At 30.8% G+C, this 22759-nt stretch carries 25 protein-coding genes; 6 read left to right on the top strand and 19 right to left on the bottom strand.

The window, feature by feature from the left end:
- Window positions 1–12: 12 nt before the first annotated feature.
- The 7 genes from JJD95_RS06295 to rfbA form a co-directional block, all read right to left on the bottom strand.
- Window positions 13–1083 carry a nucleotidyltransferase family protein gene (locus JJD95_RS06295; RefSeq protein WP_291641463.1) on the bottom strand — a complete coding sequence of 357 codons (1071 nt, stop codon included), beginning with the start codon at window positions 1081–1083 and terminating at the stop codon, window positions 13–15.
- Between the two features lie 15 nt (window positions 1084–1098).
- Window positions 1099–2622, bottom strand: coding sequence for a murein biosynthesis integral membrane protein MurJ (gene murJ / locus JJD95_RS06290; protein ID WP_291641461.1), 1524 nt, complete (start codon window positions 2620–2622; stop codon window positions 1099–1101).
- A gap of 36 nt (window positions 2623–2658) precedes the next feature.
- A complete protein-coding gene (locus JJD95_RS06285) occupies window positions 2659–3945 on the bottom strand; it encodes an O-antigen polymerase (RefSeq protein WP_291641459.1) in 1287 nt (428 codons plus the stop codon).
- A 48-nt stretch (window positions 3946–3993) separates the two neighbouring features.
- Window positions 3994–5181: a hypothetical protein gene (locus tag JJD95_RS06280; protein ID WP_291641457.1), complete on the bottom strand. Its 1188-nt coding sequence runs from the start codon at window positions 5179–5181 to the stop codon at window positions 3994–3996.
- A 203-nt stretch (window positions 5182–5384) separates the two neighbouring features.
- Window positions 5385–6632 carry an O-antigen ligase gene (locus JJD95_RS06275; RefSeq protein WP_291641455.1) on the bottom strand — a complete coding sequence of 416 codons (1248 nt, stop codon included), beginning with the start codon at window positions 6630–6632 and terminating at the stop codon, window positions 5385–5387.
- Between the two features lie 157 nt (window positions 6633–6789).
- Window positions 6790–7821: a dTDP-glucose 4,6-dehydratase gene (rfbB, locus tag JJD95_RS06270; protein ID WP_291641453.1), complete on the bottom strand. Its 1032-nt coding sequence runs from the start codon at window positions 7819–7821 to the stop codon at window positions 6790–6792.
- Window positions 7822–7828: 7 nt separating this feature from the next.
- Window positions 7829–8695 carry a glucose-1-phosphate thymidylyltransferase RfbA gene (gene rfbA / locus JJD95_RS06265; protein WP_291641451.1) on the bottom strand — a complete coding sequence of 289 codons (867 nt, stop codon included), beginning with the start codon at window positions 8693–8695 and terminating at the stop codon, window positions 7829–7831.
- Between the two features lie 314 nt (window positions 8696–9009).
- On the opposite strand from rfbA, the gene JJD95_RS06260 reads away from it, so the two are divergent.
- The 5 genes from JJD95_RS06260 to JJD95_RS06240 all read left to right on the top strand — a co-directional run bounded on the left by JJD95_RS06260 (window position 9010) and on the right by JJD95_RS06240 (window position 11372).
- Window positions 9010–9252 (top strand): helix-turn-helix transcriptional regulator, encoded by a 243-nt coding sequence (locus JJD95_RS06260; RefSeq protein ID WP_291641449.1) that lies wholly within the window; start codon window positions 9010–9012, stop codon window positions 9250–9252.
- Between the two features lie 49 nt (window positions 9253–9301).
- A complete protein-coding gene (locus JJD95_RS06255) occupies window positions 9302–10210 on the top strand; it encodes a DnaD domain-containing protein (protein WP_291641447.1) in 909 nt (302 codons plus the stop codon).
- A gap of 32 nt (window positions 10211–10242) precedes the next feature.
- A complete protein-coding gene (locus tag JJD95_RS06250; RefSeq protein WP_291641445.1) occupies window positions 10243–10776 on the top strand; it encodes a sigma-70 family RNA polymerase sigma factor in 534 nt (177 codons plus the stop codon).
- A gap of 86 nt (window positions 10777–10862) precedes the next feature.
- Window positions 10863–11087, top strand: a complete 225-nt coding sequence (locus JJD95_RS06245; RefSeq protein ID WP_291641443.1) for a DUF1659 domain-containing protein — start codon at window positions 10863–10865, stop codon at window positions 11085–11087.
- Window positions 11088–11135: 48 nt separating this feature from the next.
- Window positions 11136–11372, top strand: coding sequence for a DUF2922 domain-containing protein (locus JJD95_RS06240; protein ID WP_291641441.1), 237 nt, complete (start codon window positions 11136–11138; stop codon window positions 11370–11372).
- A 408-nt stretch (window positions 11373–11780) separates the two neighbouring features.
- Here the strand turns inward: JJD95_RS06240 and JJD95_RS06235 are convergent, their stop codons facing one another.
- Genes JJD95_RS06235 through JJD95_RS06220 form a run of 4 tightly spaced genes read right to left on the bottom strand, consistent with a single transcriptional unit; the run spans window position 11781 to window position 16027 of the window.
- Window positions 11781–13157, bottom strand: coding sequence for a hypothetical protein (locus JJD95_RS06235; protein WP_291641439.1), 1377 nt, complete (start codon window positions 13155–13157; stop codon window positions 11781–11783).
- Between the two features lie 17 nt (window positions 13158–13174).
- Window positions 13175–14224 (bottom strand): alcohol dehydrogenase catalytic domain-containing protein, encoded by a 1050-nt coding sequence (locus tag JJD95_RS06230; protein ID WP_291641437.1) that lies wholly within the window; start codon window positions 14222–14224, stop codon window positions 13175–13177.
- Window positions 14224–14934, bottom strand: coding sequence for a 2-C-methyl-D-erythritol 4-phosphate cytidylyltransferase (gene ispD / locus JJD95_RS06225; protein ID WP_291641435.1), 711 nt, complete (start codon window positions 14932–14934; stop codon window positions 14224–14226). The genes JJD95_RS06230 and ispD overlap by 1 nt, the downstream gene beginning before the upstream one ends.
- A gap of 13 nt (window positions 14935–14947) precedes the next feature.
- The gene (locus tag JJD95_RS06220; RefSeq protein ID WP_291641433.1) at window positions 14948–16027 is read right to left on the bottom strand and encodes a CDP-glycerol glycerophosphotransferase family protein; all 1080 of its coding nucleotides are present in this window, start codon (window positions 16025–16027) and stop codon (window positions 14948–14950) included.
- A gap of 412 nt (window positions 16028–16439) precedes the next feature.
- Between JJD95_RS06220 and JJD95_RS06215 the strand changes: the two genes are divergently transcribed.
- A complete protein-coding gene (locus tag JJD95_RS06215) occupies window positions 16440–17000 on the top strand; it encodes a recombinase family protein (protein ID WP_291641431.1) in 561 nt (186 codons plus the stop codon).
- 95 nt (window positions 17001–17095) lie between these two features.
- On the opposite strand, the gene JJD95_RS06210 is transcribed toward JJD95_RS06215, so the two are convergent.
- From JJD95_RS06210 to JJD95_RS06175, 8 genes are all read right to left on the bottom strand, one after another.
- The gene (locus JJD95_RS06210) at window positions 17096–17245 is read right to left on the bottom strand and encodes a hypothetical protein (RefSeq protein ID WP_291641429.1); all 150 of its coding nucleotides are present in this window, start codon (window positions 17243–17245) and stop codon (window positions 17096–17098) included.
- On the bottom strand, window positions 17238–17459 hold the full coding sequence (locus JJD95_RS06205; protein WP_291641428.1) for a DUF3791 domain-containing protein: 222 nt from the start codon (window positions 17457–17459) through the stop codon (window positions 17238–17240). Before JJD95_RS06205 ends, JJD95_RS06210 begins: the two co-directional genes overlap by 8 nt.
- A gap of 2 nt (window positions 17460–17461) precedes the next feature.
- Complete coding sequence (locus JJD95_RS06200; protein WP_291641426.1) at window positions 17462–17728, bottom strand: hypothetical protein; 267 nt, start codon at window positions 17726–17728, stop codon at window positions 17462–17464.
- Window positions 17725–18279: a hypothetical protein gene (locus JJD95_RS06195; protein WP_291641424.1), complete on the bottom strand. Its 555-nt coding sequence runs from the start codon at window positions 18277–18279 to the stop codon at window positions 17725–17727. The genes JJD95_RS06200 and JJD95_RS06195 overlap by 4 nt, the downstream gene beginning before the upstream one ends.
- Window positions 18280–18339: 60 nt before the next feature.
- Window positions 18340–18579, bottom strand: coding sequence for a M domain protein (locus tag JJD95_RS06190; RefSeq protein ID WP_291641423.1), 240 nt, complete (start codon window positions 18577–18579; stop codon window positions 18340–18342).
- 441 nt (window positions 18580–19020) lie between these two features.
- Window positions 19021–20337: an ATP-binding protein gene (locus JJD95_RS06185; RefSeq protein ID WP_291641421.1), complete on the bottom strand. Its 1317-nt coding sequence runs from the start codon at window positions 20335–20337 to the stop codon at window positions 19021–19023.
- 410 nt (window positions 20338–20747) lie between these two features.
- Window positions 20748–20900 (bottom strand): hypothetical protein, encoded by a 153-nt coding sequence (locus tag JJD95_RS06180; RefSeq protein ID WP_291641420.1) that lies wholly within the window; start codon window positions 20898–20900, stop codon window positions 20748–20750.
- Between the two features lie 577 nt (window positions 20901–21477).
- Window positions 21478–22759: IS110 family transposase (locus JJD95_RS06175; RefSeq protein WP_291641418.1), on the bottom strand; the 1282-nt coding region annotated here is incomplete at its 5' end.

The raw sequence follows: 22759 nt of genomic DNA, 5'->3' as shown, positions 1-22759 counted from the left end.
TTCACTCCTTTTTTACTTGATGCTTTTTTCTTTTTCCTCTATTCTTGTTACCATATCTTTCATTTCACTTAATTGCCCCATATCCATCCATGATTGTTCACCTACTGGATATATACCCACTTTTATATTATCCTTCATATAGTTTACAAGTATATCTGGTAAATTATAAAATTCCCCAGTTGGAATATCATTCAACACTTCTGGTTCTAATACATACATACCTGTATTAGCAAGATATGAATGCTCTGGTTTTTCTTGAATTTCAATTATGCAGCCTTCTTCATTAACTTTGAAGACTCCATATGGAATTGTAAAGTTTTTAACTGAAGTAACTACAGTCACTTTATTCCCACTTTGTTTATGGTATTTTAATATATCATCATATTGTGCATCGATTAATATATCACAATTAGATACAAAAAAAGTATCATTTATCTTACCTTTTAGAAGTGATAAGCTGCCTCCTGTTCCTAGTGGTTTCTCCTCTTCTACATAACTAATATTATATTCAGTATCAAGTTCATTGAAATATGATTTTATCATATTCTTCTTATGGTTAACTGTCAAATAAAAATCTTTTGCTCCATACTTAGCGAATTTGTTTATTATTCTTTCTACTATTGGAGTATCACCGATTGGAATTAATGACTTAGGTAAAATCTTAGTGTACGGATATAATCTTGTCCCTAGACCTCCTGCCATAATTACTACAGAATTATTTGCGAGTTCAGAGCTATTTTCATCATTAACATCATCATGTAAAAAGATAATATCAATTACTTTTCTATCATTGTTTAATATTGGAACTGCTGTTATAAATTTTTCTACCATTACCTCTTTTGCCTTTTGCTTATCATTTTCAAAAATAAATACGGACTTACTATTCATGACTTCAGCTACTTTAGAATCCATGCTTCCATTTTTTAATATCCATCTTCTAATGTCACCATCTGTTATAGTCCCTAGAAATTTATCATCTTTATCTATAACAAAAATAATTCCCTTTGCATCCTCATCTATTCTTTTTAAACCTTCTCTAATTGTTACATCTTCATATACAATAAATTTAACACTATTAAACATATCTTTCCTCCTAGTTTATGTCACTGTTTTCCTTAATTTCATTTTAATTTTCCCTACTATGACATCAATACCCTCGATCTTCATAAAGTAGATAATTACAAAATATGATACAGCTCCTATAACCATAGCTATTAATAGTGAAATGCTTTGACTAAATGATTTTGTTATGAAATTATAAGTTATTTTGGATAATAGTCCCATAATTGATGAAGCAAATAGGATTTTTAAAAATGAAATAGATATTTGCTTTATTCCAAATGAACCTATTTTCTTTCTCAAACTGATGAATAATAAAATTGTTGTAAATAATGCTGAAATGCTCGTTGCTAAAGCTAGTCCACCTATTCCTAAATATCTTGAAAGAATTATATTGAGTATAATATTTAAGACCATACCAATTGCCGCGTTAATCATCGGTATTTTAGTGTCTTGCAAGGAAAAAAAGGCTCTTGATAAAACCTCGCGCAGACCGAACCCCACCATGCCTATTGAGTAGAATAGCAGTGCTGAAGATGTCATCGATACAGCACTAGGGTTAAATGCTCCACGCCCAAATAAAACTGAAACAATAGGAACTGCAAATATCATAGACCCAATCGTTGCTGGAAGAACTAATAAATTTATTCCTGTTATGGCTTCAGAAAGGTGTTTTTTTAGGTCTTTAATATTATTTTGTGCAGCCATCTTTGATATCATCGGATATAAAACCGTAACAATGGATAGTACAAATATTCCAATTACAAACCCATTAAGTCTATTTGCATAATTAAGAGCTGAAACTCCTCCAATAGTTACTCGTGAAGCTATAGTTCTATCAACCAGTACATTAATTTGATTAACACAGATTCCAAGAATTACTGGTGTGACTATATGTGCCATTTTAATTATATTCTTGTCTTTTATATCAAAAATTCTTTTATACCTATACTTGCTTTTTCGTAAGTAGGGTACCATCAGAACCACTTGGGCCGCAGTTGCTACTACGTATCCTATTGCAAGCACCAAAATATTATTTTTATTACTTAATATAATTGATATTACGACAAAAAAATTCAACGGCAATGTAACCAAAGCTGGAATAATATAATTTTCTTTCATCTGAAGATAGCCTGTAAATATTGCTACAATCGCAGTAAAATATATAGATAGCAAACTAATCTTTGTAAACCTAGCTGTTAAAGCTATTGTCTCCACTCCAAATCCTGAAGCAAATATTTTTACAATTTGATTTGTATAAGAAACTCCAATTAAAACTATGATCGAACATATTACTAATACGATATTAATAAGATTATTTGTAAATTTGTTAGCTTCAATTTCTCCATCGGTTTGTTCTATACTATTGTACATAGGAATATAGCCTGCAGCTAAGCCCGCTGCAATAATTCCAAATATCACACTTGGAATTGTCATAGAAATCAAATAAGCATCACTGATATTTGTGGCGCCATAAAAATATGATAATGTTATTTCTCTTCCAAGTCCAAATATTTTCGATAATATTGTTATTAGCATTATAATAAACGTAGTTTTTCTCATAATAAATCTCCATTCTGATATGAATAGTTTTGTCTTTTATTTATCGACTGGTATATTCATTTTTCCGTATACTACTATAACTAAAATATAAAATGGAATTAGATATAGGTACCACCATATAAGTATCCCACCTCGATAATGTGAAAGTATAAAAACAAACTCCATAATATAAATCAGTACCCACGATAAATATCTCTTTCTAGCCATATAAAATGCGTATGAAATCCACGTGAGATATGCTAATAAAATGGGGATTCCTAGTATGAAATAAAAGCTCATATATAAATCCGCTTCAATAGGCCACTGCTCAGTGGCCCCAATTGCCCAGCTTGTTGGATAATATATCGATGTCAACCAAGAACTCATATCATGAAAAGGAACAGTATTATATCTACCAAATATCAGAAAAACTTTATTAAAGGGCAAGAAAAAAGTCTTCAAAAATGAAGGTTTGAAATCTCTAAGTAAAGTAACAAACATCTCATAAGTATTGAAATAGTTTAATGTATAAGGAAGAAACTCCGCAAATTTCATTCCAATGTTTCTCTGAAAAATACCAATCGAAAAAATAATTGTCGAAGAAATTATAGAAACAAATGTCCATTTACTAATTATTTTTTTGTTTATTATAAATAAACCGTAACCAATAAAAATAATCAAAATTACTTTTGCTTTTGAACCTATAAATGGATACATTAATAATATTAATACGGTAAAACCCACAAATGATAATTTGCTTTTATTTTTATATAATAGACATCCGTATGCGGATGCAAATATCATGAGCGACTGCGTGAAAGCCAAATAAATAGCACCTGCTCCTTGTCTTGTTAAAAAAGCCATTTTTGAATCCATAATCCAATAACTAATTCCACCAGTTTCATATATAAATACTACTAATGAAATTAACGTAATGATTCCACTGACTTTAATAATTTTTCCTATTTTTTCTTTGTCAAAGTTTTCATTTTGTATTTTTTTTAATTGCGCTCGCTCATTAAAAAAAGACTCGCATAAAGTAAGAAACACAATGGATACTCCATAAGTAAAAAACAACATTAAATAAGCTAGCTTTTCTTCTTTTGTTGTAAATGTATAGCTTTGAAACCGTAGCGCGAAAGCAGGAGCTAATCCATACCATAAAAAATAATAGGCAAAAATAATGTTTTGCGGTGAAAAAAGATATTTTGGTAACGAAACAGCATATAAAATGCAGATAAAACATGTAAATATCAATGGAGAAATAAAAGCTGTTTTATATAAAACCAACATGACTATTTGTAACGTTATAAAAGTTATAAAAGGTATTAATTTTTTTTTCATATATTCACCCTATCTTCGATCAATTTTTGTCTAAGATTATCAATGTCTTTACTTTTCTTGAAACCCTATCATAAAGTCCAATTTTGCTATAATTTTTTCATTTGCTATATTATCGTGAAATATTACAGGTATACCTTTATCATGATATTCAAATCCTAATGTAGATTGGTAAGAGATAACTATATCAACACTTGGGAATATATTTTTTTCCTTATAAAGTACAACATTTCCATTTACAACGCTGTCGTAAAATTTACTTGAATATACAGGATGTGGTTTTATAATTATAAGGAAATCTACGAATCTAACTTTAATCATATTAATAAGTTCTAGCTCTTTATTGGAATCATAAGGGCCACCAATAAATAATATTTGTCTTCCATCATAAATTTTTGTCGTTTCAAAATACTTCTTAAAGATTTCATATACTGTATGCTTATTTAAATGATAATTTAAGCAAAATATTTTTTTTGAATTATCATCTAAACAATAACATTTTTTAATGTTTTTCAATTTATTTACAATCTTCACATCTTCATTTAGTATTCCATGTTGTACCTGATTTTTATTCAATATAAATGTAACCCTATCAAACATAATTGCCCATCTATCATAATGGTTTACAAACCAAATTTCCTCTGGTTTTATATTTTCTAATGCACTATAAATAGCTAACCAATTATAAGAGTGATACGTTTGGAGAATTATAGATTTATTATAAGCTTTTAAATTAGATTTATAATATTTTTTTACATATATATTTTTCCATAAAATTAACACTAAATCTCTATATGTTAAAAAGCTCAAAAAGTTAAGTACTTCAATTGGGGTATCTAAACCAACTTTTATCCATGGAAATTTAATCGCCTTAAATTGTTGTCCACGAAAATTCTCCTTGAGATTCTTTAGTGAAGCCATGGAACTAATTATGAATATTTTCTTAGTGTCTTCAACTTTGTTTGTCTCCTTAGTTAAAAATAACTTTTTATTTAACAATACAAAAAAACAATATATCGATATAACAATATGTAACAACCACCATATATTTACTACTCCAGTCAATATTAGTTTGGCTATCTTTATATTTCCAATTAACATTTTTAGTTTCATATATCTTACAACTACAAAATCGGTATCATCAACACCATCTCTACACATTGCATCCTTATCTAAACAAAATTCATTTTCTACACCTTCCCAGTAATACCTCATTTCATCATCATACTTAGTAATCAACTTTCTATCTCCCCCAAACAACCCTATTTACACAGTCTATATACGATTCTCATTTTTATTATATACTTATAACTTTTGTTTACACATCATACACCATTATATATTTTAAGACACTTTATTACAACCTTCAGTTACCCGAAATCCCCCTCTAAAACAAAATGGATTGTCCCTAATTATGAGACAATCATTTTTTTAAATTCAACTTATAAATTCACTTGACGAGGTTTCAATAATGCTTCAGCAGTAGCTAATAAAAACCAAAAATAAGTAGTTGCTTTAGGAGTAAAAAATAAATTATCTGACAAATTCATAAATAGGAAAGCAATCATACTTGCCATTACGCCAATATAAAATGGTCTATGAAATTTATCCCTAGTTGTACTATATAATTTTTTAATTTTAAATAGCGTCATTGTTATGATTCCTAAGAAAGAAATTATTCCAATTATACCTAATTCGCTTTGTAATTTCAAATACGAATTATGGGTTGGATAATTCTGATATGCGTAATATTTAAGTTCCTTATACCTACTTACGTATTCGTTATATCTAGTTACAAAATTTCCATTACCAACACCTAGAATTGGATGTTCTTTAATCATATATAAAGCTGTTTTCCAAAGCTTAATTCTTAATTCATTTTGAGATAAATCAACAACGCCTTTAATTCTTTGAGAAACAGAAGGTATCAACGAAATTAATATACCCAACCCACCAAGAGCAAAAATCAACTTAATGCTATAAATTATCGTAAGAATTAATAATCCTAATCCTAATCCTAATAATGCATTTCTAGAATAAGTCATTAATAAATTAGCAATCACTAAAATTGAAAGTAATATATAAAATATTTTCTTTTTTTTATTCTTTTCATAAACACTTAACATAATTGCTGGAAAAATTATTAATATTAAATAAGCACCATAAGCATTGGGATTAGAAAGTGTCGAAGTTATCCTTAACCCTTCTCCCATTTCATATGCTTTTTTAAATGTTTCATTCAGTGCGAAGCCTGTAACCCACTGTACAATTCCTATACAACTTAAAATAAAAGAAATAAATATATAACATTTTAATAAGATATTGATTTGTTTTTCATTATTAAACTCATATTTTATAATAAAATACACAAATATATAAGTTATAAATCTTGCACTTTCACTTAATGCTATTTTTTTATCTACTGCATAAATAGTAGATATAAGCATTATACCCAACAATATGACCATAAACACACTCAACTTTTCAGTAAAGAAATTCACAATACTATAAGTAAATTTTTTTCTAGCACTTTTAGATAATACCAAATTAATAATGTATAGAAAAATTATTAACGCTAAAATCAAATTAGTATATGTCACACCCTTAAACCTAATTCCTTCAGGAATTAAAGGTAACCCTATAATAAAAATACATGTTAATAAAAATGAAAATCTTAAATATAAATTCACTTTGCCACCTCATTTGGAATATTACAAAATTATTTTGATGATTTTGTGTTTAATTTAACAATTTTGTTAAATCTCTATACTAAGGATATATATAATGATTACAAAACACAAGTAATATTTACAGTTAATAAGTTTTCATACCATAGCTCTTCATCTACTAATACTTTTGATACTCACCAGTTGTAATGTTATTCATCCACTGTTTATTGTCTAGATTCCACTCTATTGTCTTCTTTATTCCCACTTCAAAGGTGGTCTCAGGATACCATCCCAGTTCTTCTTTTATTTTAGCTGGATCTATTCCGTATCTCTTATCATGCCCTTTTCTGTCCTCAACATAAGTTATTAGTTTATCTGTTATTTCACTATCAGCATTTTCATTTAAATAACTTATAATAGTTTTAACTATTTGCATATTAGTTCTCTCGTTATGTCCGCCTACGTTATAAATTTCCCCTACTCTACCACCTTTTATAACCATATCTATAGCTTTGCAGTGATCTTCAACATATAACCAGTCTCTTATATTCATTCCATCACCGTATACTGGTAGATTTTTATGACTTAAGCAGTTATTTATTAGAAGTGGTATTAGTTTTTCTGGAAATTGATATGGTCCATAGTTGTTTGAACATCTAGTTGTATTTACAGGCATCTTATAAGTATCAAAATAAGCTTTAACCATTAAATCTGCACCTGTTTTACTCGCAGAATACGGACTATGTGGGTCCAGTGGTGTTGACTCAAGGAAGAATCCCGTTTCTCCAAGGGAACCATATACTTCATCCGTAGATACTTGCATGAATTTCTTACCTTCTTTAAAACCACCTTGAGTTTTCCATGAATTTTTAGCTACATTTAACAGATTTACTGTACCTAAAACGTTTGTTTTTACAAATATTGCTGGTTCTTTTATACTTCTATCTACATGTGATTCTGCTGCAAAATTCACAACATAATCAATATCATTTTCTTTAAATAATTTTTCTACTAACTCTTTGTCACATATATCCCCTTGAACAAAGGAATAGTTTTCATTATTTTCTACACCTTGTAAATTTTCTAAATTTCCTGCATACGTTAATTTATCTAAGTTTATAATTTTTATATTCGAATATTTATCTAACATATAATGAACAAAATTTGCACCTATAAATCCAGCTCCACCTGTTACTAAATAAGTTTTCATGATTATTTCACTCCTCATAAGCAATTTGCATTAAATATTTACCATATTCTGTCTTCACTAACGGTTCTGCTAATTTCAAAATTTGCTCTCGATCTATAAATCCTTTTCTATAAGCTATCTCTTCTATACAAGCTACATATAATCCTTGTCTAGTTTGAATAGCGTAAACAAAGTTAGCCGCATCCAGGAGTCCTCTATGAGTTCCTGTATCTAGCCATGCCATCCCTCTTCCAAAGAGCTCAACTTTCAACTTTCCTCGACTTAAATATTCATTATTCACTGCTGTAATTTCTATTTCGCCTCTAACCGAAGGCTTAACATTTTTGGCTATATCTATTACATCGTTATCGTAGAAATATAGGCCTGGAACCGCATAGTTTGATTTTGGATTTTTAGGCTTTTCCTCTATAGATACTACGTTATTATCTTTATCAAATTCAACAACACCAAATTCATTAGGATTACTTACATGGTAGCCAAATATAGTTGCTCCTTCTCTTTGTGATGCCCTCATTAATCTTTCAGTAAACCCGTAACCATGAAAAATATTATCTCCAAGTACTAATGCTACCTTATCATTCCCTATGAAACTTTCTCCAATTATAAATGCATCTGCAAGCCCTCTTGGATATTCTTGAACAGCATATTGTAGTTTAAGCCCTATATCACTTCCATCACCTAGTAACTCTTCAAAAGTAACTACATCTCTTGGTGTTGTTATAATTAATATCTCTTTTATACCTGCAAGCATTAATACGGACAATGGATAATATATCATCGGCTTATCGTATATTGGCAATATTTGTTTAGAAACTACTTTTGTTACTGGATATAGTCTTGTACCAGAACCACCAGCTAAAATAACACCTTTCATGTTCTCCTCCTTAAAAATTTCATAATTACATCTATAACTATATAATATATTTTATTTTACGTAATTTCAAATAAATCATATAATAAGTTCTTAAAGTTACCTAACGATGTCCAAATCTTGCTATAAATGGTTTGATAAATAAACGAAAATAACGGTAATGTATCCTTAAACTGAAGGAGCAACAAGTAAATAATCGATTATGTAATAATATGTAATTGTTTACGACCATTTGTACAATTTACAGATAAATTCTTCTATGATATATTTAACAAATAAGTTAATAAACTACAAAATAAACGATGGCGGTGTAAAAAATGGTTAAAGAAATGTATAATAAACTCCTTTGGAATGAAAAAATTAGAATTTTTAGAGTAGGCAATAGATGGAGTCAGCTTTTAGCAGGGGAAAAATGCTTTACCAGTCCTAAGAATTACTGGGAGTGGGAAACTGGGAAACACTATCCACGAGCTGAAAACAGGAAAATAATAGCTAATGCTTTCGGACTAAAAGTTGAACATATATTCTCTGAGAACGATCAAGATTGGACGCCTTATTAAAAATAACTTGATGTTTAATTTAAAACTAATACGAATGGAGGAATAAATAATGGCAAAATATAGACAGCTTTATACAGAGTTCTGGAGCGATAGCTTTGTACTTGAACTTACTCCAGAGGAGAAATACTTCTATTTGTACCTAATATCTAATCCAAAATCAACGCAGTCTGGAATTTACGAAATTTCTCAAATAACTATTGAGACAGATTGCGGATACAACAGAGAAACTGTAGAAAAACTAATTCAAAGATTCTGTGACTACAAAAAAATCTTATATTGTGATGAAACCAAAGAGCTTATGGTTATTAATTGGATAAAATACAATGTTCCTCGAAGTATTAACACCGTAAAATGTATTCAAAAAGAATTACTAAAAGTTAAGAATAAGGCATTTGTTAAAGTACTATTTAACAAATGCCAGGAAATTGGGTTAGATGTAGATAAAATTTTTGAAAACTTTAAATTTAAGGATAGTTCTGAAAATATTTTGAAAAATACAAATATAAAAAAATCCGAAGGGGCTTGCAAGGTCCTTGTAAGTAAAAGAGAAGAAGTAATAAGTAAAAAGGAAGAAGTAATAAATAAAAAAGAAATAGAAGAAGTAATTAAAATATTCGAAGAAAATGTACCTGCTATCACTTCACTAGACTATGAAAAAATATTAGAGTTTACAAACCATGTGCCTAGCGAAGTTATTATTATGGCAATAGAAGAGGCTGTAAAATACGATGCACGGACCATTAAATATATTTCTAAAATCTTAAGCAGCTGGATAAGTCTTGGCATAACAACTTGTGATGAAGTAAAAGCATATCAAAAAAAGTGGGTAAGTAAAAATACTAGTAATCACACTCAAAACGTTAAAAAAGGTAGTTTCTGCGATTACGAACAAAGAACTTATGATTTTGATGACCTAGAAAAAAAGTTATTAGGACATATGGACAATGATTTAGAATAATGGAGTTAAATAAATTAAAGGTGGTGCACAATATGGAAAAACTTATTCAAAAGGCTAAAGCTAGAGAGTTCGGAGCTACAGAAGAAATAATAGAAAAGTTTAAATATTTCATATTCAAAGAATCTACAAGATATCACATCCCAAGCTATGATACATCAGATCTAGTACAACACGGGTATTTGTCAGTTATTAAAGCCATAGATATGTACAAGCTAGGTAGTAACAGCTTTAACGGGTATTGTATCAATGCCATAAAAATGAACTATAAAGCACTTCTAAAAGGACAGATAAAACATTTTAGAGAAGTTCCCACTATTGATATGCTAGACTTGGATCGTTCAGGTAATTATGAGTTTACCTTAGAGGATGAGGTTATAGCATACGATGAAGTGAAAAAATTGTACGTGGCGGTTGCTACACTAGATCCATTAGAGCGAGAAATAATAGAAAAATACTATATTTTGGACAAATCCCTTAGAGAAATAGCTTGTGATAGTGATAAAAGTTACCATCAATTTGCAAGACTTAAGAAAAAAGCCCTAAAAAAACTAAAGGCACTTATATAAATCCATGTATTTCAATAAATTTCGCACAAAACTTTTAAAGGACATATATACTTAATGAAAACAAAATGAAGGAAGGAGTGATTTAAATGGCAGTTGTATCAACAAAGGTAGCCAGTGCGCTAAAACTTACTATGAAGGTAGGCGTTGACAGCGCAGGTAAAGACAAATATGCAACAAAGAGATTAAGTAATCTAAAAGTTGCAGCAGTGGACGAGGACATTTTTGCTGTTGGAGAAGCTATCTCTAGTCTCAAAACTTATCCATTATTCAGACTAGACAGAGAAGATGAGGTCAACTTAGTTATGGAATAAGCGTATTTAAAGTATCCAGATCAAATAATTTAAAGGAGGAAAAGTGATATGCATAAATTAGTTATGAGATTTTTAACAGAAACAGAAGGTAAGTATTTCACGTTAACTGTAGATGATATCAAAGCTGACGGAGATGGAGTTCCAACTATTACAGAATCTGAGGTAAATGCTCTTATGGATTTAATCATCGCAAAGAACATCTTTGAATCAGCTAATGGGAACTCAATTGGCAAGAAAGATGCTAAGGTAGTTACTACTGATACTAGTATAATTGATGTAGCTTAGGAAAGTGCCCCTTAAAAGGGCACTTTTTTTAAACTGTGCTGTTACTCTATTCATGTACATATTTTTTCAGCGAATTGTAACCTTCTAAAAATTTTTGCCGCAAGCAATCAATCGTTTATCACCTTTTTTAAGTTTACTTTTATCTGTTTTAACTTTATCTATTCCAACTATAACTTTTATCTTCTTCATTATATCCCCCACCCTGTCCCTCTTATTTTTTCTATATATTAAGATTGTTGCCCAGCTTGTACTATACTAATCAGTCTATAATAAATGCTTGAATAATATTCCATATATTTAAACAGGATTATTAGATTTGAGTTTTTTAAGCCTACTTAGTATAAAAGTTTGTTAATAAAATAAAAGAATCCTTGCATATACCTTATGCAAGGATTCTCTTATTTTATACTAATACTCAGTGTTTTTTTTATGAAAAATCAACAACATAATATCTTTTATCTCACCATTAAATAATATGTATTCTGAAATCAACATACTAATGATAAACATAACCGCTTTAATTAATGGTGGGAAGGGAATTATTTTAATTATTCTATAACACAAAATATATACTATAAAATGGATTATTTCATTTCTGTGTATTTCAAGTCCCTTAAAATCCTTTGATGAATATACATACCATACAACTAATGTAACAAGTGTAGCATATGCAATTTGTACAGGATCTTTTAATACATATGCTGCAAATGCATTTAAAACAAATGCCAATGCTACCATTTTAGTGGCTACAATTAAATACTCCTTACCCCTTTTGCCGACTTTATAAAGATTTGCATACAAAACATTTGTTAAGGTAATGAATGGTATACCTACTATTAGAATTCCCAGTATTTCTAGGGATGGTACATATTTAGGTAGGTAGCCTCTTGTTATAAATTCCAATACAAAGAAACCCGCCGGTGCGTAGCTACATATTAATATGATATATTTTTTAACCTTCGAGACGACCTTAGGGTTCCCAGTATTCTTTGCCAAATATGGATAAAATAAAATTGTAACTGAATTTATTAAAACAATAAATAAGCTTAACATTGAAACCGCAAAGGAATAATCGGCGAAATCATCAACTGTAAATTTTATTTTTACAAACCACCTATCCATAGTAACAAATAGAAGGCTTACTGCGTTTGCTATCATTATAGTAAAACCCATTGTTGTTATAGATTTCACTTCTGAAAATTTGATTTTTTCTGTCTTTTTAGTAGACAAGACAATTAGCGTTCCACAAGTAATAGCTATAACCATATATCCAATAACTTGAACTCTCATAAACGCAAGTGGGGATTTTATTATTAATACCACTGTAAGAATCGAAGCTAGATTTAGTACATTAACAGCTATTCTAATTACCATGTATTTATTAAACTCACCTGTAGCCCTATATAAAAGAGATACAAATAACACAACCTGAAACGGTAGTATGTAGATAACAAAATATTTGAATATCATATCTTTTACAACAAACATTGAAATAGCAAATAACACGACTTCTGCAATCATTACCATCTTTAGCAGAGTATAGAAATAGCCTTTTATTTTCTCTTTTTTTATGTCTGTTATATTTTTTCCACCTAATATTAAATACAATCCGTCTGAAAATCCAAAATGAAACATCCCTGCATATGAAATATACAAGGTAAATGTCTTTAAATAAGCATATGATGGTTTATCAAAAATTTTAGGTAGCAAAAGTCCACCTAACACACCAATTAATAACCCTAAAAAATCTACAAATATTACTCTAAGTGCTTTTTTTATATTCATTTAAATTCCTCTTTGCTTTAAAATTTGAAATTCATAATATGTTTCCCAAGCCTCTTGCTTTCTGCTTCTGCCTCGAATACTCTATAATAATCTTTAATTCCATAGATAGGTTCTGCATCTATAATTAGTTTCGAAATATCTGACCTAAAATCCGTTTTTTTAAGTAACCTTGCTGCAACCTTAAAATCTTCTACGTTGCTCCTTGTAACTCCATAAATTGCTAGTCCCTTTTCTAATATCTTGCGGGTATTAATTTCTACAGGATTTTCTGATACTCCTGCTAAAACTAATTTAGACCCTGGGATTACAGTGCTCAAAATTTGTTCAATTCCACCTTGTGCCGCTATGCCACCAATACATTCAAAAGCAACATTAATGCTTTTCTTTTTAATGCTTGGATCACTGGATAGGAGTGTTTCTACCCCTTCAAACATATCTAGTTTCTCACTATTATGTCCTATCACTATAATAGGCCCATTATGCAATTGTTTGAGTACACAGCATAATATATACCCTAGTATCCCGTCGCCCCAAATACCTACAACATCTTCATCTTTTAATACTATTCTACGGATTGCTGTATTCGCCACAGAAATAAGTTCTGAAAACACTGCGATATTAGAGTCAATACTATTTTCTATCTTAACAAGATTGCGGGCTGGATATGCAATATAATCCTTAGAGTATCCATTATAAGTACTTGATGCAAATAGCGCCTTAGGTGAATAGTTTTCTCCTAGTCTTTTATTTGCGCGCAAAGCTTGTTCACTCTCGTCTTGATTCTGGGCTAAAGGCATAATATTTGGCACTAGGGCAACTTTATCTCCCTTTTCAAAAGTATTGGAAGGATCTTTAACTATTGTTCCTATAGCCTCATGTATTAGGTTTATTGGATATTTAAGATCAAGTGTTCGAGCGTCTCTAGTACCTAGATAATATCTTAAATCAGCTTTACACACAGCTGCTGTATCAATCTTTACTACTGCATCTCCTACATTTACTTCTAAGTCTTCTATGTAAACTTCAAATCTCTTAGATTGAACTATTTTAAAACCTCTAGTTAACATTATATTCTCTCCAATTTACTCATTTTAATTATTGATTTCAATAGAAGTAAATCTTCCATTGTAGTAATTTTAAAATTCAATTTGTCTCCTGCCACTAGATGAACTTTTTCTCCATAATTAAGTACTAATCTACAGTCATCAGTAGAATCTTGAAGTTTCGATTTAGCTGCACTTTTATGAGCATCATATATAGTTGAGTATTTAAAGCTTTGAGGAGTTTGCCCTATGTACAATTCTTTCCTCACAGGTATTGAAGATATAGTGTTATCGTCAACACTTTGAATTATAGTATCAGACGTAGGAATAACAGTATCTACTGCACCATATTCCTTGGCTCCTTCAATGTTTCCAACTATTATCCTATGGGAAATTAATGGTCTTGCAGCATCATGAATAACTACAATATCGTCAGGTTTTACATCTTCCTCAATTGCCCTTAGACCATTTAAAACGGATTCCTGTCTTGTTTCTCCACCGTCAACTATCCATCTTACTTTATTAAGTTCAAACTTTCTAGTCCAAATCTTTATATCTTCATGCCATTCTTTAAGGCAAACCACAGCTATTGCATCTATTTGCTCATGTATATCAAATGCTTCAATAGTGTGTACAACTATTGGTTTACCATATATATCAATAAATTGCTTAGGTTGATCAACTATACCCATTCTAGTACCTTTTCCACCTGCAAGTATAATAGCAATATTCATTAATATCTACCTCCTATTTTTCATCTACAAAACCTAATATTAAATCCCAGATCCTTTGACAGCTATTCCCATCTAAGTACTGATAGAAGTTTTTTTGTGAAGCTTTTCTAATATCTATATATTTGTCATCATTGTAAGTATCTTTCATATAATTTATTAAATCATCTATGCACGCGAGTTTAGGACCCGGTGTATCTAAGTTATTGGTAAAATCTATAGCTAATCCTCGCACTTCATCATACTGTAGCTTATCATATGGTAAGAAACAAATTGGTCTGTTTAGTGATAAGTAGTCTACATAAATTGAGCTATAATCAGTGAGCAGCATATCAGTTACCGCAAGGATACTTTGAGTGGACATTTGTTCATCAAAATCTATGGTTACAATGTTCTTCATATCATCAAAAACTTTATCCTCTATTAATCTCTCAAAATAGTGAGGACGGTAAATCATTTTAAAGTTATTCTCTCCCATAAACTTATCAAGTTTCATCCAGTCTTCTGAAGTAAAAGGGAATTCCTTATCTATTTTGTATCCTCTCCAAGTTGGACAAAACAATAGAATTTTTTTATCTTTACTATTATATTTGATATCAAATTTTTCTCTACAGGCAGAAATACCTTCTGCGTCAAATAGCATATCATTCCTTGGTAATCCAAGGGGCATATAATTTGGGTAAGGGCTTTTATCAAGTTCAGGAGATCTTAAAAAATACGTGCTGTCTCTTTCCGAAAGCGTTACTACATTTTTTATGTTAGTTCTGATACCCTTATACATATCCATATCTTTTTTATTACCCAGTTCATTTTTCCCTGGAGATTTTTTGGTTCCATACCCATGACTCATATAAACGCCATTACGAGCCTTAGAAAAAACGCTACTTGTATAATCAGAAACAACAACAGAATAATTCTTTAACATTTGACTTGCTCTTATAAGATAGTGTAGAATTTTCACGTTTCTATACTTATAAAAACTACTATATTCAACTATAATATCAGGTCGATTTTTTTTAATATTCTTTTCATAATAATTATATAGTGCTTTTATATTATCCTCAGTTTTAGATGTTAATAAAATTCTGTTTTTCATAATTTCCTCCTTGAAAACAAATGATAATGTAAACTAAGTTTAAATTAACTATATTGTATATTATATACCAAGTGCAACTTTTCTTAAATAAGAAATGTTATTTTGAGCTAAAAACTATTTTATATATTTCAATGGTCTTTATCGACAACTCGGCTGCCCTTGCGTGGCCTTGGCTGACCTCGTACAGAATTTAAGTCATAGTAAGAATTGAGTTAAATTTAGTTATAATTATAAAGGCCACTAATATAATAAGCTGGTGTTCAAAGATTAACAGAGCTAGACATATTAATTTTATATTCTTGCAAATGTATTTGTATAGAGTTGTTTTTATAATTAACAAACATTTATTTGTATATGTCCTTTACACTAAACAAACTCTTGGTATATAATTACATTATTAGGAGGTCTTTATATGAATATAGCTTATATAAAAACATCAACTACTCAGCAGAACAAAAGCAGCCAACTAGAATGCTTAACGAAATATGATATAGATAATTGGTTTAGTGAAAAGGTTAGTGCTAAAGGTACAAATAGACCGGAATTAAAAAGAATGATAGAATTTGCTAGAAAGGACGATACAATATATATCCATAGCCTTGATAGGTTAGCAAGAAGTACAAAGGATCTGTTAAATATAGTCGAGCAGCTACAATCAAAAGGAATACACCTAGTAAGCAGCAAAGAGAATATCGACACTAACACAGCCACCGGAAAATTAATGTTAACTATGATTAATGCTATTAATACTTTTGAAAGAGCAAATATGTTACAACGTCAACGTGAGGGGATAGCAATAGCAAAAGCGAATGGAGTATATAAGGGTAGAAAGGCTATACGTTATCCAAATAACTGGTTTGAAATATATAGCCAGTATAGGACAAGGGTACTAACAGGAACAAAAGCTATGAATCTGTTAGGACTTAAAAGGAACACATTCTACAAATTATTAAAAAAATATGAAGAGGGCTAATACGTATTAGTACAAACCGGACATATTAACTTTATAATTAAACGATATGTTATTTTATGGATATTAGTAAGTTGATTTGCTTAAACGCTGTTATATCAGTGCTTATTGGGTTTTGATTTCCCTGTAAATATAATATATCTTTTCATGTTCTGAGTAGTAGAGGAAAACTCTTCTACTAAATCCGCATCAGATGGTCCATCTTCGCCTAGCTCGCCGCATCCCCATTTACTAGGTGGCTTACACAACCCCTGAATCAACCTTTTGCCTTGCATTAATGTAAATGTTAAGGTCTTCTATAATATATTCTCTTCCAGTGGTATGCAAAGCTTCATAGCTCGCATTAATGTAATCGAAAACACGATATCTATTAAAAAACTCTAAAACTTCCTTGCCTTTCAGACCTTTTTCATTTTTATAGTTTTCTATACAATATACTAAAAAATCTAATTTTTCTTCCATTTTTATGCCTCCTCTGGGAAAACAATTGTCCCTGTTTTTGTTTCTTCAATATAGAGACTATAAAGAGTAGGCACACTTAAATGCCAGACTTTCATCTCCTCTTGCTCTAGCTTTTCATAGAGCTTTGATGAGTAAAGGCTATTTAATGCATCTTTATCAGAAATATTCATCTCTTTTGCAACCATTTGTACCAAGCGAGAGACAATCACTTGTAGAATAACTTGAAATTCTTTTTCAACAACAACATTACTACCATGGTATACAATCATACGCATCCTCCTGTAACCTTTTGTATTAATATATTTTCCTTTTTTAACTCAGCAAGCATATTTTGAAAATGTTTCCTCTTTTTAATCTTCTTTTCTGTCTCATCAATTTTCTTTTCATCTCTTCCAAGATAATCAGTAACAGTCTTTTTACCGTCTCTATATTTCAAGTAGTAATATTCATGATTACTTACTTTCTTTATAACAATTGTTCCTTTAGGAAGTTCATTAATCTTAGTTTCATATTCTTGTTGCATTAAAATGTTTCTTTGGATTCCTCTAAAATAATATCTCGCAATAAACTCAAAGCAACTACCTCCCTTATTATCATTATACCCCACAATAATAATATTAACAATATTTTGTGGGGTAATAATAACTAGGAGCTTTAAAATTTTTGTGTACAGCTCCCACTTAACGACGAAAAAACTACTGGAATTATAAATTTCAGTAGTTGCAATCCCATGGCTTCCGCCAAGTTTTTTTGTTTCTATTTTTCTTAATTTTTCTATTTCTACCAGCCTAAAGTTCATGGTCTCTAATTTCAACACCATTTGGGTTACCCCTAGGGATCCTTGCGAAACCTTAGCTGAGCTTGCTTCTAAACTCTGTTGCTATTTTACAACTCTGCTTTCAGAAATCACATTGCCTATCTTATTGATTGTTCCTTCTGTATGTGCAACTTTATAAATAATATTATCAATCTCCGCTTTATGTGTAGTATTACTATGTTCAATAGCCTTTACAACAGAAAATATTTCATCCTGCCTTATTTGCATATTCTTTTGGCTTTCTGATATAGTATCTAATTTTCCCATTAACATTTCAAACATTTTCTTTGTTTCATTTTCCATTCTAAATCACCACCACTATTTTGATTTTTATGTAGGTTAATTATAACATCTTCATTCTTCCTTATCAACCTATAATAATTTATCTCTTGCCAATATAGCTACGTATTAAATAAGTCTTTCTTATACCTTATTCTACTCTTTCTAACTATATCACAATGATTTCCACTTTATAATACAATACTTTTTAACCATTAAAATGATGTCTTGAAAAATGTACTTCACGACAAAAAAAACACCAAAATTATATATTTCTATAAATTTCAGTAGTTCCCCTTCATGGCTATCGCCAAGTTTTTTTGCTTCTACTTTTTTTTATTTTTCTATTTCTACCAGCCTAAAGTTCATACTCTCTAATTTAGACACCATTCGGGTCACCCCCAGGGGTCCTTGCGAGGCCTTGGCTGAGCTTGCTAATCTTGGCGCTCTGCCTGTCACCCTAATTTAATGCTTGCTACTTGCTATAACATTTAAAATACTATTAATTGCATAAAGCGGAAGATTTGTTAGCCACTCCTCTTTTCTATAATCGGACATTGATGTGCGAATTGCGTCCTTTGGATTATACCTTAAACAGTAGCTTTTCAAGCTTTTGGCTTGGAGATTTTCAGCAGCCTTCACCTCAAGCGGAATAATATTCATGCCACTCTGAAAAACAAAATCAACTTCACCATTTGACTTTTCAGCAGTCCAATAGAAAGGTGTTATATCCTTATTTGTTATTAATTGCTGAAGTACAAATTGCTCTGTTAGTGCTCCCTTAAACTCTTCAAAAATACTGTTACCCTCTAATAATGATTTTATATCCAGTCCGCTCATAGCTGACAATAGGCCTACATCTAAAATATACAGCTTAAATGCATTAAAATCCTGATACGCCATAAGTGGCATATCTGGCTTTGTTATCCGACTTACTTTGTAAATCAAGCCACAGTCCAGTAACCATTGCATCGAAAGTTCAAACTCCTTTGCTCTTGCTCCCTGACGAACAAGACCATATACAAATTTTCGATTTTCCTTTGCAAGTTGGGCTGGAATGGATGCCCAAAGCATACGTATCCTTGGTACCGATTCATTTGGAGCATGCTTAGAGAAATCTTGTTCATACGCCATTAGTAAACGTTTTTGCACTTCACGCACGGTTGTATAATCCTGTGTCTCAATAAAGTTGCTGACAACCTCAGGCATTCCACCAATATAATAATATTGCTTTAAAAGGTCAATGTATTTGCCTTTAAAACTTGTAATAAGCTCAAAATCTTTAGTTTGTAACAGACTTGCTAAATTTTCATTACCAGTGGCATTTAAAAATTCTATGAAGTTAAGCGGATACAAGTCCATAAAATCAACCTTACCTACAGGAAATGATGTACCAGGATGGAGCGCTACACCAAGTAATGAGCCAGCTGCAATTATATGATACTGTGGTGCATTTTCACAGAAATATTTTAATGAAGTTAATGCTCGAGGCACCTCTTGTACTTCATCAAAAATGATTAGGGTATTATTGCATTCTATTTTAACTCCTGATTCTATTTGCAGAGCTATTATTATTCGCGATATATCAAAATTACCACTGAACAAGCTTTCCATTCGTTCATTGTTATCAAAATTTATGTATGCAAGCTTTTCATAACGCGTTTTTCCAAACTCCTTCATAATCCATGTTTTTCCTACCTGTCTTGCTCCACGAATTATCAAAGGCTTTCTATGTTTTCCATCCTTCCAGTTATTTAAATATTTAATGGCTTCCCTTATCATAAAAAACACCTCCAACTCTATTATAATCAAATTATAACATACTATTTGCAAAAGTCAATCGACTTTATGTATTAAAATTCATTTATACATCTCACTTATGAAGTTCAGTACAAATTTCACTGTTTTATAATATCTCCTCCACATCACTCTTCTTAATATATTATAACCTCTTTTATTACCTTATGCATTATTTATCCAACAACGTTAATTAATATTCTATAAACGTCGTTAAATCAGCCTTTAACAACGAAAAAACCACCGAAATTATATATTTCTATAAATTTCAGTAGTTCCCATTCATGGCTATCTCCAAGTTTTTTTGTTTCTACTCTTCTTAAAGTTCATGGTCTCTAATTTCGACACCATTCGGGTTACCCCCAGGGGTCCTTGCGAGGCCTTGGCTGAGCTTGCTATGGATCATCTGAAGCCTGTGCTCCTGCTACGCGGAACAGCTGATATCCAGGATGAACAGTATAATCTGTAATTGGGAACGCCGGTCCAAAGCTTACTTGTGGCTGAACATCTTTATTCATATCTTTATTAAAGAGAACATTAACCTTCACTGTTTCTGCTCCTACCTTAGTAGCCTTCTCTTCTAAGGCAGTAGATACATATATATCTGTTACAAAAGGATATGCACTCTCTGGGGCTTGTGTTAAAATCGGCTTATAAATAACCTCCTTCTTCTATGTTCTTTGATTTTCTCTTGATACCTCACTCATTCTTAGTATTTCATTATGTTAAAAAGAAACGATTTAGATAAATTTATGATTTTTGTAAAGAAATGGGCATAGGTAGGTAAGTTTAACAGACTGACTGTCTATTGTTAAAATATGGTTACTTTGGGTATCCGCAATTACTCTGGTAACTTACCCTTCTATGTCTCACAGGATCTATGTCCTCAATTCCTTCGTTCCGTTTATCCAAGAGGCGGATGTCAGTACATGCTCGTATACCGGGTCTATGCCCTTATGGAGGAAATAAACACTGACTAATCCAAGTTTCTTTTTTTCAAAGATCAACACTAAATTTTATGAGTTATTATTGTTTTCCACACTTTATAACTTAAGAATAAGCTTTTGATTAGCTGTGGATAAGTTTACGATAAGTCTTAATTCTGTTGTATTGTGGATAAGTTTACTAAACAGCTTCCTTTAATTGTAGATTTGATATATCTAGTATTAGTTTTTGTGGATTATATTCAACCTGTTTTATCATAATTGTGTATAGAATCCTTATTAGCTTACAACATAGTAATATCAACGATTGCTTCTTCTTCAACGGGTTGTCTTTTCTGTTTTTATAGTGTTCATGTAGCATCTTAAACTCTAAGTTTTTAGCAACTAAGGGCATCATTACCCGGAATAGCAGTGCTCGTAGTCTTGACCGACCTCTTTTACTTATTCTTGTTTTACCTTTATGCTTACCTGAACTATTCTCAATTAAATTTAATCCTGCAAGTTTTTGTATTTGACTTGGATGTGTAAATCTTTTAATATCACCAACCTCTGCGATGAATCCAGCAGCAGTAATTATGCCTACACCTTTAATAGTTATTATTTCCTTGGCCCCTGGTATTTGTAGTGCCAATTCTTCAATTTCTAACTCTAAGAGATTAAGTTGTCTACTATATAAATCATATTGTTCTAAATTAACTATAAGATCTTTTTCAGCCATCCTAAGACCTTCCTTTATTCCAATAGAAATCTTAGCTGCCTCTATAAGCCTTACAGCCCTTTGATTGCCTACGGCACGTTTAACTTCTTTTCTCCATGCAAGAATTATTTGTTGAACACCTGTTGATAAAACTTTTTCTGGTGTTGGAAATTCCTTTAAAGTTATCAATGCTGCTTTACCTTCCCAATCAACAAAAACATCATTAAACTCTGGAAAATATTTATCAAGCCATTGTGTCACCTTGTTTTTTATTTTGCTGAGATTTTTCCCAAGTCCTTCTCTCATATCCATAGCTACTCTCAATTCACTGTATATCCCTTCGGGAATATAAGGTTCAAAATATCTACCCTCAATCACTAACTTAGCAATTGTTTTAGGATCTTTAATGTCATTCTTAGTTTGAGAATTATCATCAAGTTCTTTGCTTCGTTTAACATGAAATGGATTTACAAGAACTAGCTTCACTCCTAAATCCTTTAGAAAGTGGCCTAGATTAAACCAATAATGGCCGGTAGGCTCCATTCCAACAACTATATTATTTTTTTGCTTCTGACTGGCCAATGATTTCATCCAATCCTCAAATATCCTAAAACCTTCAGCTGTATTTTCAAAGAATCTTACTTTTCCTAGTTCAATACCTCTGTAGTCAAATGCCCTCGCATACTGAACATTCTTTGCAATATGGATTCCTATGACTAAAGTTCTTTCTGTTATTGACATAATCTTTTCATTTTGTGTATAATTC

The organism is Clostridium sp. (genome assembly GCF_016650035.1).
GTDB lineage: Bacteria > Bacillota > Clostridia > Clostridiales > Clostridiaceae > Clostridium_AD.
Note: the sequence above shows the minus strand (reverse complement) of the source record. Positions and strands in the feature narration are given on the sequence as shown.

Coding starts and splice junctions, on each gene's coding strand:
- JJD95_RS06295 (WP_291641463.1), bottom strand. CDS start 1,083: ATGTTTAATAGTGTTAAATTTATTGTATATGAAGATGTAACAATTAGA.
- murJ (WP_291641461.1), bottom strand. CDS start 2,622: ATGAGAAAAACTACGTTTATTATAATGCTAATAACAATATTATCGAAA.
- JJD95_RS06285 (WP_291641459.1), bottom strand. CDS start 3,945: ATGAAAAAAAAATTAATACCTTTTATAACTTTTATAACGTTACAAATA.
- rfbB (WP_291641453.1), bottom strand. CDS start 7,821: ATGAAAACTTATTTAGTAACAGGTGGAGCTGGATTTATAGGTGCAAAT.
- rfbA (WP_291641451.1), bottom strand. CDS start 8,695: ATGAAAGGTGTTATTTTAGCTGGTGGTTCTGGTACAAGACTATATCCA.
- JJD95_RS06260 (WP_291641449.1), top strand. CDS start 9,010: ATGGTTAAAGAAATGTATAATAAACTCCTTTGGAATGAAAAAATTAGA.
- JJD95_RS06255 (WP_291641447.1), top strand. CDS start 9,302: ATGGCAAAATATAGACAGCTTTATACAGAGTTCTGGAGCGATAGCTTT.
- JJD95_RS06250 (WP_291641445.1), top strand. CDS start 10,243: ATGGAAAAACTTATTCAAAAGGCTAAAGCTAGAGAGTTCGGAGCTACA.
- JJD95_RS06245 (WP_291641443.1), top strand. CDS start 10,863: ATGGCAGTTGTATCAACAAAGGTAGCCAGTGCGCTAAAACTTACTATG.
- JJD95_RS06240 (WP_291641441.1), top strand. CDS start 11,136: ATGCATAAATTAGTTATGAGATTTTTAACAGAAACAGAAGGTAAGTAT.
- JJD95_RS06235 (WP_291641439.1), bottom strand. CDS start 13,157: ATGAATATAAAAAAAGCACTTAGAGTAATATTTGTAGATTTTTTAGGG.
- JJD95_RS06230 (WP_291641437.1), bottom strand. CDS start 14,224: ATGTTAACTAGAGGTTTTAAAATAGTTCAATCTAAGAGATTTGAAGTT.
- ispD (WP_291641435.1), bottom strand. CDS start 14,934: ATGAATATTGCTATTATACTTGCAGGTGGAAAAGGTACTAGAATGGGT.
- JJD95_RS06220 (WP_291641433.1), bottom strand. CDS start 16,027: ATGAAAAACAGAATTTTATTAACATCTAAAACTGAGGATAATATAAAA.
- JJD95_RS06215 (WP_291641431.1), top strand. CDS start 16,440: ATGAATATAGCTTATATAAAAACATCAACTACTCAGCAGAACAAAAGC.
- JJD95_RS06205 (WP_291641428.1), bottom strand. CDS start 17,459: ATGGAAGAAAAATTAGATTTTTTAGTATATTGTATAGAAAACTATAAA.
- JJD95_RS06200 (WP_291641426.1), bottom strand. CDS start 17,728: ATGATTGTATACCATGGTAGTAATGTTGTTGTTGAAAAAGAATTTCAA.
- JJD95_RS06195 (WP_291641424.1), bottom strand. CDS start 18,279: ATGGTGTTGAAATTAGAGACCATGAACTTTAGGCTGGTAGAAATAGAA.
- JJD95_RS06190 (WP_291641423.1), bottom strand. CDS start 18,579: ATGGAAAATGAAACAAAGAAAATGTTTGAAATGTTAATGGGAAAATTA.
- JJD95_RS06185 (WP_291641421.1), bottom strand. CDS start 20,337: ATGATAAGGGAAGCCATTAAATATTTAAATAACTGGAAGGATGGAAAA.